A 12161-nucleotide genomic window follows, 5' to 3' on the forward strand; every position below is an offset into this window, starting at 1 on the left:
ATTATCGCCGGCTTGCGGCGGCGCCCAAGCCCGCCGCCGCGGCCGCGACTATCTGCCGGCCTAGCCTTCTATCCGATCCAGCCACGCCTGGAACACCGCGCGCGACGCACCGGCCAGACGCGCTTGCACCTCCTCCGCCTGGGCCCGCAGCGTGCGCGGGTCGATGCCTGCCTGCCCCAGTTCGCAGGCATGGCCGACCAGCCAGCGTTCCATCGAGCGGGTATCCGCCTCCAGATGGAATTGCAGACCCAGCACGGCGTTGCCCAGCGAGAACGCCTGGTTTTGCCCGATCGACGTCCCGGCCAGCCGCGAGGCCCCCGCGGGAATGTCGAACTGGTCGCCATGCCAATGCAGCACCGGCGTGTCGCCCAATAGCGCCAGCGGGGATTCGCGGCCCTCCTCGCTTAACTGCAGCGGTCCGAAACCGATTTCCTTGACGCCCAGCGGATAGACCCGGGCGCCCAGCGCGCGCGCCATCAACTGCGCGCCCAGGCAGATGCCCAGGATCGGCGCGCCCGCGGCCAGACGGCGCTGCACCAAGGCCAGTTCGTCTTTGACGAACGGATAGGTCGCGTCGTCGAACGCGCCGATCGGCCCGCCCAGGACGATCAGCAGGTCGGGCGCCAGCGCCTCAAGCGTCCGCAATTCCTGCGTAGTCGCATCCACGTAGCGCACGGCCTAGCCGCGCTCGCGCAGCAGCGGCTCCAGCGTGCCCAGGTCTTCAAAATGAAGATGACGGATCGCAACGGCGCTTCGGGTCATGTCGGGACCTTTCAAACAAAGGAGGGTTGCGCGCCAGGCGTATCAAGGGCAGCCGGCAGCGCTCACGAATCGGCGCCATCGTCTTGCGCAGTCGGCCAATAGTGGCTGTCGGGCAGGGCCCGTGCGCCAAAGATCGCCTGGCCCACCCGCACGACGGTCGCGCCCTCTTCAATGGCGATCTCGAAATCGCCGGACATGCCCATCGACAGCTCGTCCAGCGATATGTCCGCAGGCGCGTCCTGCCGCAGCTGATCGCGCAGATTGCGCAACAGGACAAAACACTGGCGCACCCGTTCGGCCTCGGCCGAGAACAACGCCAGCGTCATCAGTCCGCGCACGCGCAATGCCGGGAACCCGGGCAGCGCACGCAGGAAGGCCGGCACGTCGTCGGGATGCAGGCCGTACTTGCTGGCCTCGCCCGACGTGTTCACCTGCACGAACACGTCCAGCGCGCGGCCTTCGGCCTGCAAGCGCCGCTCCAGTGCCTCGGCCACACGCAGGCTGTCGAGCGCCTGGAATTCGGTGGCAAAGCGCGCGACCAGCTTGGCCTTGTTGGTCTGCAAGTGGCCGATTACGGACCATTGCAGATCATGCAGGTCCTGCGTGGCCTCCCACTTGCGGAATGCCTCCTGCGGCTTGTTCTCACCCAGCAATCGGCAGCCGGCAGCATGGGCCAACCGGATGCTGGCCTCGGGCTTGGTCTTGCTGACGGGCAACAGGCGCACGCTGGCGGGATCACGCCCTACCCGACCGCACGCCGCCGCGATGCGCGCATGCACTGCCGCCAGGTTATGGCGGAAATCCTCGACCGATTCCGCTTCGGGCCAGCGGTTGTGCAGGTCGTGCAGCGGCTGCGTCTGGGAGATATCGGCGGTCTTTTCAGCGTTCACGGTTTGAGCCTCGGCGACACAACATTGTCATAGGACAAAGATTAACACGATCCCCCTTGCTCGAAAACTGCCCCGGCAGCTCCGTAAAGCGTGGGCAGTGCCGAGGGCTTATTTCGAAAGCGGTATCATGACGCCACCCTACATTACCGGACCCGTAGTTGTGACAAAACCTGCATTGCTGGTGGCGCTGGCGATTGTGTTGTTGGCCGGCTGCTCCAAAGAAGAATCGCCTTGGAACCGCCTGCAGGCAGCCACGCCGCAATTGAAGATCGCGGCCAACACCCCCGACGCCGCCGTGAAGTCCTGGTGGCACGTGCGCGACGAGGAAGAACGATACGCGGCCTCCGTCTGCAAGGAATTGGCCGAGTTGTACCGCCCGTTCCGCTCGACGCTGGGCGAGCTGTCGACGCAAGCGCTCTCGGCCAATCGGGCAGGCGAAGAAAAATGCGACACGCAAAGCTACGAGCGCGAGGTGGTGAACGTCGACGTCCAATCCGACACCCGTGCGCTGGTCGTGGCCCACGTCCGAAACACCACGCCGCCGACCCCGGGCTATACGATGAACATCGACGAACGGGACAAGAAAGAACGGGGGGTGCGGATGCAGTATCTGCTGGAACGCGCCGACAACACCCAAACCTGGAAAGTCGCCCAGGTCTACGGGCAGAACCGGTATTGCACCGTTGCCCCGGTGAACGGATGGTGCCCCCTGTACAACCCGTCCCAGGGTTCCGGCCAGACTTACGTTTTTGAGACCGCCCAGTAGGGAATCGGCGTTTGCGGACCAAGGCGGCGGCCTTCAAGACCGCGCCCGGTTCACGCCTCAGTTGACGGTAACGCCCGCCTCACGCACCACATCGCCCCAAAGCGAGATCTCTTTCACGATCTGCTCGCGGAAGTCCTCGGGGCTGCCGGGCGCGGCCGCTTCGCCCGTCGCCTTCAATCGATCCGCCATCTCGGGCAGCACGACGGCAGCATTGATTGCCGCATTGAGCTTGGCCTGGATGGCGGGCGGCACGCCCTTGGGCGCAATAATGCCGTACCACACCGTCACGTCGTACGGCACACCTGCCTCGCGTACCGTCGGAATGTCCGGCGCCGACGAGACGCGCTGGGGCAACGTCACCGCCAGCACTTTCAGGCGGTTGTCCGCGCGATAAGGCAAGGTCGAGCCCGCTGTCGTCAGCATCGCATCGACCTGGCCGGATACCGTATCGGTCAATGCCGGCGCCGAGCCCTTGTACGGGACGTGGATCATGGAAATCCCCGCCGTCTTCAGGAAGGCCTCGGTCGCCAGGTGCGAAATACCGCCCGTACCCGACGATGCATACGTCAGCACACCGGGTTTCTTCTTGGCCAGGGCGACGAGTTCACCCAGGGTCTCCACCGGCACCTTGGGATTGACGGACACGAAGAACGGCGCGCGTGCAATCATGCCGATCGGCGTCATGTCGTCCACCGGATCGAACGGCAACTTGTACAGGCTGGGGTTGACCGAATAGCTATTGGAAATCAAGGTCAAGGTGTAGCCATCCGGGGCGGCCCGCAGGCCCTGCTCCACGCCCAGCTTGCCGCCCGCCCCGGGACGGTTCTCGACCACCACGGGCTGCTTCAGACCGTCTGACAGCAACTGCCCCAACAGACGCGCAATCCCGTCGTTGCCGCCGCCCGCCGCGAACGGCACGATCAGCTTGATCGGCTGCGACGGATACTCGTCGGCATGGGCGGCAGGCGCGGCAATCAAGCCCGCCGCCAGAGCGGCCGGCAACAACGCCCTGCCGACCTGGCGGCACACAGCATGAATCCTGGACTGCTTCGTCATCCCTCTCTCCTCGTTGACGACGTCGCGCATCGAACGGCGCGACTTTTTTATCTCTGCGCGGGCAGCGCAACGCCATCGGACGCGGCGCGCGACACGCCGAAAGCGTCTCGCGCGCAAGGGTTGCGCCTGGCGTCGCGCAGTATGCCTTATCCAGCGCAGACCGAGGTCAACGCGCCGCCGCCAACGCGCCCATCGCCCGTCGCACGAACGCCAGCGTCGCGTCATCGGCCCAGGTGCCCGCCGTCAGTTCCGGGTCGGTCATCAGCGCCTGCCGGAACTTTGCGTGTGTGGCGGGATCGTTGCCGGCGTAGGTGCAAAAGAGCGCCATCCATTGCCGCGCAAGCTCAAGCCCGACGGCGGAGTCCGGCGCCTGGCTGGCATCGATGGCGTCCCGAACCTGCGCGATCAGCGTCGGCCATTCGCCGATACGGTCGTAGTAATGCGCCCGCATGAATCGCGCTTCGTCAGCCGTTAGATATTTTTCGTAGCAGCGCAGCTTGCCTTCCGAGAAGGCGCGCAGTACATAGTCGCGCATCGCAGGTGAAATGCCGATGTGCGCCTGCATCGCGGGTTCCTTCTCGTGCATCTGGTTCAGCTTCACCAGCAAGCGGGGATCGCCGTTGGTGTCTCGCAGCAGCAGCGTCATCCAACGCTCTGCCAGTTCCCGTGGCCCGGCATCCTCGGGCGCAGCGCCCTGCTCCATCTGCTGCCGCACTTGCCCGATCAGCGCAATCCAATCCGCGTCCCCCTCGGGGCTGCGGGTGTACATCGGCAGACGGGCCAGCTCATCCGGCGAAAAATACTTGTCGTACATGCTCATCATCTCCAAAGTCGATAGCCAATCGACCAGCTCGGGCTCCGTGCCGTCCGCCAACTGGCGTTGCAGTTGCGCCAGGCGTTCGCGCAGCCTCGCGGCCTGCTGAATCTGGCGGTCGAGCATCGCGATCTGTTTCGAAATGATCGCGTCCAAGGGCGTGGCTGGCTGGTCCAGGTAGGCGCCGATTTCCGCCAAGGGCAAGCCGAAACGACGCATTGCCTGAATCTGGTGCAGTCGGGCGATATCGTCGCGGCCGTATAGCCGGTAGCCGTTGTCGGCGCGCGCCGAAGGCGTCAGCAAACCGATCGCGTGATAGTGGTGCAGCGTGCGGACGGTCAATCCGCTACGCCGAGCCAGTTCTCCTACTTTCAGCCGCATGAATTCCTCCGTTGATGGCGCAAAACGAACTGTCGGACATGACGTTACGTTAGGGTCAAGCGTTGCCCCGCGGGCGCGGAACAATACTTGCTGAGCATGGAAACCGTGCAACGTCCCCAATACTCGTGGCGGACGTAAGCATAACCACGCGCCCGGCGCCTTAGGAGAGAAGATGAAAACGCAAATCACCTATCGAAAACTTGACGGCGGAGAAAGTGTGGCGCTCGTCAACGGCAGTATCTCGGAAACGACGCAGGCAAAGCGGGAGCTGGCGAATTGGCTGGAACTGCCCTCAATGAAGAGCGGGGACGGCGTGCAGGAAGATCTTGACGGTCGGCTTCGCCAGGGCGGCATCGCGCCGGAATCGGTCCAGTTCAACCACATAAGCGAATAGCTTCGAAACCGCATCCCGGGAAAACCCGTTGTTCCCTTATCTGCGGAATACGCGCCAGGCCGGGCTCGGCGCATAGAAAATCAGCGACAATCCACGCCCGTTGGATCAATATTCCATGCATAAATCCGACACGGAGCACGCCGTTGCCCAGCAACCGCATTTGCCGCCCAACAGGCGCCTAAGGGTGTACGGTTCAAGCGGGCGTAGTGGTGTCATCCTCTTACACAGGCAAGCGATATGGACGGATCGACGGTGGATGGATGTGCGCCAAGCAATCTTGCCATTTACATTTCCGGGGGAATTGGCGATGGCATCCTCAATATGGTTTTCGTGCGTGCCCTGGCCGACTACGCAGGAGCTCCCGTCACGCTGCTGATGACGCAGCAGGAGTCATCACTGGCGCTGTTCCGGGCCCAGCCCTACGTAAAAGAAGTCGTCCCGCTGAAAGAAGTCAGTAAATTGCAGGGCCGAACGCGCATCGCGCAAATAAGCAGCGTATTGGCGGCCGGATCCTACGACGCGCTTTTCCTGTTTACGTTCCGCTCGCATGTGGCGGCCGCCGCCCGTCTGGCGGGCATCCCGCGGCGCGTCGGCTTTCTGCGCTGGCATCATCCGCATTTTTCGCGTTGGCTTACGGAACAGGTTTGGGTGCGCCGCAAGGGCACGCCGCATCCCGATACCCACACCTGGCTGCCGGCGATGTTGCGCAAGGTGGGCTGCCCCTACGAGGCATGCTATCCCTCGCTCGAAATCGCCCCGGACGCCATCACTGCCGCCGCGCGCCTCACGCAAGGGCTACCGCGGATGGTCGGCTTTGGTTTGAACGCCTCTGCGGAAAAGCGGCGCTATGCGGCGCAGGCCTTCGCGCAGGTCGCCCGAATCCTGCACGAGCGCGACCCTGAACTGGCGTTTCTGCTGTGTGGCGCCAGCGATGTACGGCACATCGCGCATGAGATCCGCGCGGCCCTGCCGCCATCGATCCGCGTGCTCGACATCACGCAAGACGCCACGGACATTTGCGTAAGCCAGGCGCTCATTGCGCGCACCCTGGCCTTTGCCACCAATGACAGCATGGGCATGCATATCGCGGTAGCCCACAACGTCCCGACGATTGGACTGTTCGGATGCAGTCCCGTCATGCGTTACGCCCCCTGTTTGCACCCCCTTGAACCGTCTGGTGGCCCAGGCATGGACGGCATCTCGCCGTCGGTCGTGGCTGAGGCGATCTGGTCTCGGCTGCCCGAGGCGATCCGCTAAGCGCCTTACGCCGCCGCCTGGCTTCCCGAACGACAAAAGGCCGTCAGTGATTGCTATCACTGACGGCCTTTCATGTATTGGTCGGGGCGGTGGGATTCGAACTCACGACCCTCTGCTCCCAAATTAGAAACGCGCGAACATCAGCGAACGTCAGCGAACGAACAACCAACTGATTCATAAGGCTTTATCCAAATTTCCTTGTTCGTCGACGTTCGCTAATGTACGCTGACAGCCGCAAAAATGTTGTCCCATATGTTGTCCCATATGGCGCTTGAGGCAGAAGAACGGAGAGATTCGAGGAAATATGACGAGATACCCAAAACGCGGAAAAGGTGCGCGGTGGACCGTCAAAGAGCTGGAAGCGGTACCGGCGGAATGGGTCGGTGATCACCTGGCCGATGGAGACGGCCTAACTGGGGAGATCCGCATTCAGCGCGGCACGATGGCCGTGGTGTGGCGATACGCCTATCGCATGGGCGACAAGGTAAAGCGATTCTACTGCGGCTCATGGCCGGAGCGCACACTCGACGAGATCCGCTCCGCCAGGAACAAAGCGCGGGCGGACATTAAGGCGGGCCGCAATCCGTCAGACGTCCGCGACTTGGAAAACGCCCAGGTGCGGGAAGCTATGGCAGCTGAATCTGCCGCTGTAACCGCCGCTGAAGAAGAGGCCGCGACCGACGCCCTTTCGTTCCAAGAGATATATAAAAGCTGGCTGGAATCGGGAGTGAAGCGAGCAGATGGCAACACCGAAGTGAAGCGCATCGTTGAAAAAGACGTGCTTCCCTTGATCGGTGATACTCCCGTGCGATCAATTCGCGAGAAGGATATTGAGCGAGTGATCCGCTCGATTGTCGGCCGCGGTTGCAATCGGCTTGCCGAGGTGACCTACCAAATACTGGGCCAGATGTTCCATTGGGCAGAAAAGCGCCAACCATGGCGAAAGCTGCTTTCGGAAGGAAATCCGGTTGAGCTGGTTGAGCTCGGGGTGCTCCTGGCGGACGATTACGACCCGGATAACCCGCGCGAACGCGTTCTCCCGCCTATTGAGATTGTCGAGCTCCAGACTCGATACCGCGAGTTGGAGGAGCAGTATCTCGCTTCGGATGACAAGCGAAAGAGGAAGCCTCCATCCAAGGCGTTGCAGGCAGTTTCCTGGATCTGTTTGAGCACGCTATGCCGGATAGGGGAACTGCACCTAACCGAAATTACGCATCTCGATCTCCGAGAAGGTACCTGGTTCATTCCCAAGGCGAACGTCAAGGGCAGAAAATCACAGAAGCGCGACCATCTGGTCTTTCTGTCACCCTTCGCAGTCAAGCATTTCGAGACCCTTGTCAACCTGGCAGGATCATCCCGCTGGCTCCTACCTTCGCGCGACAATGATGACGCGGGGGTAGACCAACCGATGTATAAGCAGGCCTTTACTAAGCAAATCAAAGATCGGCAAGCCATGTTCAACGGAAAGCCCAAAGCACGTCGCGCTTCGGACAACTCCCTGGTGCTCGGCAAAGGCCAAAACGGCAATTGGACACCTCATGATTTACGGCGAACGGGGTCGACGATCATGGAGTCGCTAGGAATCGATCCAAACATCATCGACCGCTGCCAAAATCACGTCATTCACACGGGCAAGAACCGAGTCAGGCGGCACTACCAGCTCTACGACTACGCCGACGAGAAACATGCAGCATGGGCGAAGCTCGGCGAATATTTGGAAAGACTGCTGTCGGGAGCCGTGGCGCCGGCCGAGCGTCAAAAGCGGCTAACCGCCAAGCAGCTACTCGCAGCGTAAAAAAAACCGAAGACCGTTCGGTCTTCGGTTGTTGGACGCATGCGCGCAAGTCTAGATCCAGCCCATCTTGGCCATAGAGTGGCCGCTACCCGCCGCCACGATCACGTGGTCGACCAGCGAGACATTCACCAGAGCAACCGCTTCCTTCAAGCGCCGCGTAACCTGAACGTCCCCCTTGCTTGGCTGCGACGAGCCAGAGGGATGGTTGTGGGCAATCAAGATGGAGTGCGCGTTGTGCCGAATTGCCGCCTTCACGACCTCACGTGGATACACGCTGGTCTCCGACAGCGTGCCTCTGAACATTTCCTCGAAGGCGATCATTCTCAATTGCGCATCGAGGAACATTACGCCGAACACCTCGACGTCCGACAGCGCCAGCCGCGTCACGATATAGTCGATGGCGGCGGATGGCTTGGCCACTGGCAAGCGGCTACCCAGCGCCCCCTCCAATTGCTGCGCGGCCGCACGTAACAGCTCTTCCGGGCTTGCGACTCGATAACGGCCGCCCGCCTCGCGTACCACTGGTGCGTCTTGGACATCTTCCTGCACCCGCCTTTCTCCTGCCCACGCACTACTGAAACTTAGTTGCACTGCTCTCTCCAAAAGCGAGGGTCGCCAACCAACCCATTGGCGATCGGTCGTCAACAAAGGAAGGTGTCGAAACTGGCGTGACCATGCGCTGTTGGCTGTGGTCAGTGGTCAATGGCCAATGGTCAATGGTCATTATCTGGAGCCCACCACAAGAAGCCAGTGCCCAAGCTCTACCTGGCCGCCACGCTGCCGGGCATCCTGCTCACCGGGCTCTTCATCGCGCTGATCGTGGGCCTGTGTCTGTGGCGCCCGGGCCTGGCCGGCAAACGCCCCACAGTGAGCTGGGCCTAACGCATCGCGGCCCTGCCGCACCTGGTGCCGCCGCTGGCGATCTTCGCGCTGGTGATTGGCGTTATCTACGGCGGCGTCGCCACCGCCAGCGAATCGGCCGCGCTCGGCGTGGTGGCCGCCACCCTGCTGTGCGCCTACAAGCGCGTGTTGACGTGGGAAATGCTGGGCCGCGCCTCCGAAGCCACACTGCGCACCACCGGCATGATCATCCTGATCACCCTGGCCGCGTTCTTCCTGAACTTTGTGCTGTCCTCGATCGGTCTCACCACTCTGCTGGTGAACGCCGTGACCAGCCTGGACCTGCCGCCGCTGGGCATGATGCTGGGCATGATGCTGGCCATCATCCTGTTCTACATCCTGCTCGGCTGCTTCATGGACACGCTGGCCATGCTGGTCACCACCGCCCCGCTCACCGTGCCCATCGTCATTGCACTGGGCTACGACCCGGTGTGGTTCGGCGTGATGCTGATCGTGCTATGCGAAATGTGCCAGCTCACGCCCCCCTTCGGCATGAACCTGTTCGTGGTGCACAGCGTGCGCGGCCAGGGCAAATTCATGGACGTGGTGATGGGCGTGCTGCCGTTCCTCGCGATGCTGTTGCTGATGATCGTGCTACTTCTGGCAGTCCCGCAACTGGCTATGTGGCTACCCGACCAGATGGCCCACCTGTGAGCCCAGTTCCGTGAAGCCTAGTCCCGAGTTGGGGCGATGTTGAGCGAAACCGGTCGAAGTCCGCCTACGCAGATAAGAAAGGGCTCACGAAGCAGCCCTTTTGCCACCGGTAACGCAGTAAAACTGGACGGCAGCCGGTCGCCACAGTGGCGTATCATGCCTAAAATAGCGGTTCTACAGCTATATATCTATTTTGAGCGGATATGAAACTCTGCCACGCGCACAACCCTTTCCACCATCCCCACCGAACTATCTGGTTTTGGTGTCCTAGGTGAACGCTTAAAGCTATTTAGGGGCTGGCACGAAGTGGTGATCGCGTCTATGTGGCTTGCGACACCCGCAGCATCGGTTTGCATGCTTCTCAGCGGACGGTCGCCACTTCCGGCGAGGCCCGCACCCAATCGGTTCTGGGCTCTGCTTTACAATCAATTAGTGAGTGGTTGTGGCGCTTCTGCGCGCTCATTCTCACGCCTGTTTGCTGACCGAGTGGATAATTGACGACGGGAACAGCACAAAATTTAGGCTGCGCCGACACGTGGAACCAGTAAAGCAATTGGAAGTAGGAGTGGTCCTCTATCCCGCCGTCCAACAGGCGTCGGTGTTGGGGCTGACAGATCTGTTCTGTGTTGCTAACGCTTGCGCCGCCTCCTACGGAGCCCAATCCAACATCCCGCTAAGAGTCACCCATTGGGAGCAACCCGCGCCAGGAGTTGCGCCGGTGCGTGTCTTCGATAACGGAGCCAGTAGGGTGTCGATTTTGTCAGCATTGATACTACCGCCCTCCTTGGCCGAGCCAACGGGAGGAGCATCGGATTCGTCGCTCACTGCTTGGCGATGCGAACAGCATGGCAGAGGCGTCGTGATCGGTTCGGTATGCGCCGGCGCCTTTTTATTGGCGGAGACCGGGTTGATGACCGGCCGGCCCATGACCACCCATTGGACGTATGCCGACCTGCTCAAAAGTCGCTTTCCAGACGTCAACGTTGACGTTAACCGACTCATTATTGATGACGGCGATGTCATATCCGCCGGCGGCCTGATGTCTTGGACGGATCTAGGGTTGCGTCTAGTAGACAGGCTGCTGGGCCCAACCGTGATGCTTGCCACGGCGCGCATGATGCTAGTCGACCCTCCCGGTCGAGAGCAGCGTTACTACAGTGTGTTCTCGCCAAGACTTTCACATGGCGATGCCGCCGTATTGAAAGTGCAGCATTGGCTGCAAGCAACTCAGGGGAAGGAGACTAGGCTTCAAGTACTCGCCGAGCAAGCCAATCTTGAAGAGCGCACATTGCTTCGACGCTTTCAAAAGGCCACCGGCATGACGACCACTGAGTATTGTCAACATTTACGCGTCGGACGGGCTAAAGAACTGCTCCAATTCGACTCAGCGCCTATTGATCGGGTAGCGTGGGAAGTAGGATACAGCGACCCTGGCGCGTTTAGGAAGATTTTTGCGCGTATCGCCGGGCTATCCCCGAGCGCCTATCGCCGCAGATTTAGTGTCGGCAACGTCGGGGGGGCGGGCGGTACATCCAGAGAGTCGTAGGGCCAAGCCATACTTCAATTGGTGAACGTCTCACAGATAAATGTCGGTATCACCGCGGAATTTGTCGGCACTGCCACTACTCTCGGATATGCGCTTTGGGCGAACATGTCGACTCACTCTAGACCTTTCGGAGACGACCATGACAAAGCGCGGATTAATCGTTGTCGACCTGCAAAACGAATACCTATCTACTGGGAAGCTGCCCCTTTCCGGCATTGAAGCGGCGTCAACAAATGCAGCACGCGTGATCGCTCACGCACGGTCGAACGGCGAGCCCATCTTTCACGTCCGGCATGAATTCGCAAACAACGAAGCGCCGTTTTTTTTGCCTGGCACTGAGGGGGTGGAAATTCAGTCTGCCGTCGCCCCGCATGACGGGGAGCCCGTCATCGTGAAGAATCATATCAACTCGTTCCGCCAAACCGACCTCAAGCAGCAACTCGACAATCGAGGGGTCGAAGAAGTGGTTGTCGTCGGCGCTATGAGTCACATGTGCGTGGACGCGGTCGTTCGCGCTGCGGCCGATTTGGGTTACCCCGTCACCGTACTCCACGATGCTTGTGCCACGCTAGATCTGGAATTCAATGGCGTGAAGGTTCCCGCAACCCAGGTACATGCCGCAATGATGGCCGCCTTCGCATTCGGCTATGGCCAAGTCAAGTCGACTGACGAATACTTGGCGAACTGACTTAGCCCCTGTCTGCCATGATGGCATGATGGCATGATCTTGCTCGGTTCCGAGCCTCGGGAACACTAGCTGACTACGTTAGGCGCCAAAGAGGGCTCCAAACGCGGTTCATCTGAAGTAAGCCCCCTACAATCCTTCCGCAAGCGCCTGCTGAACACACCCTTGACGGTTCTGCTTATGCAGCAGGTTGCCACCGATGCGGCAGCAGCTCAGCGATCTGGCTGTTTTTCTGCGTGGGCAGGCGCGTGAGCACGTCCT

At 61.0% G+C, this 12161-nt stretch carries 12 protein-coding genes and 1 pseudogene; 8 read left to right on the forward strand and 5 right to left on the reverse strand.

Going from position 1 to position 12161, the window contains the following annotated elements; genetic code table 11:
- Positions 1–60: 60 nt before the first annotated feature.
- Positions 61–762, reverse strand: a pseudogene (locus tag CEY09_RS29465) (glutamine amidotransferase).
- A 62-nt stretch (positions 763–824) separates the two neighbouring features.
- Positions 825–1652, reverse strand: coding sequence for a YggS family pyridoxal phosphate-dependent enzyme (locus CEY09_RS29470; protein ID WP_088591319.1), 828 nt, complete (start codon positions 1650–1652; stop codon positions 825–827).
- Between the two features lie 160 nt (positions 1653–1812).
- Between CEY09_RS29470 and CEY09_RS29475 the strand changes: the two genes are divergently transcribed.
- Positions 1813–2418, forward strand: a complete 606-nt coding sequence (locus CEY09_RS29475) for a hypothetical protein (RefSeq protein ID WP_234818426.1) — start codon at positions 1813–1815, stop codon at positions 2416–2418.
- A 57-nt stretch (positions 2419–2475) separates the two neighbouring features.
- Here the strand turns inward: CEY09_RS29475 and CEY09_RS29480 are convergent, their stop codons facing one another.
- Both CEY09_RS29480 and CEY09_RS29485 read right to left on the reverse strand, forming a co-directional pair.
- A complete protein-coding gene (locus tag CEY09_RS29480) occupies positions 2476–3474 on the reverse strand; it encodes a tripartite tricarboxylate transporter substrate binding protein (protein ID WP_088591321.1) in 999 nt (332 codons plus the stop codon).
- A 166-nt stretch (positions 3475–3640) separates the two neighbouring features.
- A complete protein-coding gene (locus tag CEY09_RS29485; RefSeq protein WP_088591322.1) occupies positions 3641–4669 on the reverse strand; it encodes a MerR family transcriptional regulator in 1029 nt (342 codons plus the stop codon).
- Between the two features lie 172 nt (positions 4670–4841).
- On the opposite strand from CEY09_RS29485, the gene CEY09_RS29490 reads away from it, so the two are divergent.
- The 3 genes from CEY09_RS29490 to CEY09_RS29500 all read left to right on the forward strand — a co-directional run bounded on the left by CEY09_RS29490 (position 4842) and on the right by CEY09_RS29500 (position 8115).
- Complete coding sequence (locus CEY09_RS29490) at positions 4842–5063, forward strand: hypothetical protein (RefSeq protein WP_088591323.1); 222 nt, start codon at positions 4842–4844, stop codon at positions 5061–5063.
- Positions 5064–5300: 237 nt separating this feature from the next.
- Positions 5301–6320 (forward strand): glycosyltransferase family 9 protein, encoded by a 1020-nt coding sequence (locus CEY09_RS29495; protein WP_234818427.1) that lies wholly within the window; start codon positions 5301–5303, stop codon positions 6318–6320.
- A gap of 304 nt (positions 6321–6624) precedes the next feature.
- Complete coding sequence (locus CEY09_RS29500) at positions 6625–8115, forward strand: tyrosine-type recombinase/integrase (protein WP_088591325.1); 1491 nt, start codon at positions 6625–6627, stop codon at positions 8113–8115.
- 51 nt (positions 8116–8166) lie between these two features.
- Here CEY09_RS29500 and CEY09_RS29505 read toward each other — a convergent pair whose 3' ends face one another.
- On the reverse strand, positions 8167–8664 hold the full coding sequence (locus tag CEY09_RS29505) for a JAB domain-containing protein (protein WP_158218690.1): 498 nt from the start codon (positions 8662–8664) through the stop codon (positions 8167–8169).
- Positions 8665–8865: 201 nt separating this feature from the next.
- Here CEY09_RS29505 and CEY09_RS32735 point away from each other — a divergent pair, with 201 nt between their 5' ends.
- The 4 genes from CEY09_RS32735 (at position 8866) to CEY09_RS29520 (ending at position 11903) form a co-directional block, all read left to right on the forward strand.
- Positions 8866–8997, forward strand: a complete 132-nt coding sequence (locus tag CEY09_RS32735; RefSeq protein ID WP_255593405.1) for a hypothetical protein — start codon at positions 8866–8868, stop codon at positions 8995–8997.
- A 24-nt stretch (positions 8998–9021) separates the two neighbouring features.
- Entirely contained in the window at positions 9022–9669 is a 648-nt protein-coding gene (locus CEY09_RS29510; protein WP_050731214.1) for a TRAP transporter large permease subunit, read from the forward strand.
- Positions 9670–10417: 748 nt separating this feature from the next.
- Positions 10418–11215, forward strand: coding sequence for a GlxA family transcriptional regulator (locus tag CEY09_RS29515; RefSeq protein WP_231689537.1), 798 nt, complete (start codon positions 10418–10420; stop codon positions 11213–11215).
- A gap of 139 nt (positions 11216–11354) precedes the next feature.
- Positions 11355–11903 (forward strand): cysteine hydrolase family protein, encoded by a 549-nt coding sequence (locus CEY09_RS29520; RefSeq protein ID WP_088591327.1) that lies wholly within the window; start codon positions 11355–11357, stop codon positions 11901–11903.
- The last annotated feature ends 258 nt before the right edge of the window (positions 11904–12161 follow it).

The organism is Achromobacter marplatensis, from assembly GCF_002209535.1.
Classification (GTDB): Bacteria; Pseudomonadota; Gammaproteobacteria; order Burkholderiales; family Burkholderiaceae_B; genus Achromobacter; species Achromobacter marplatensis.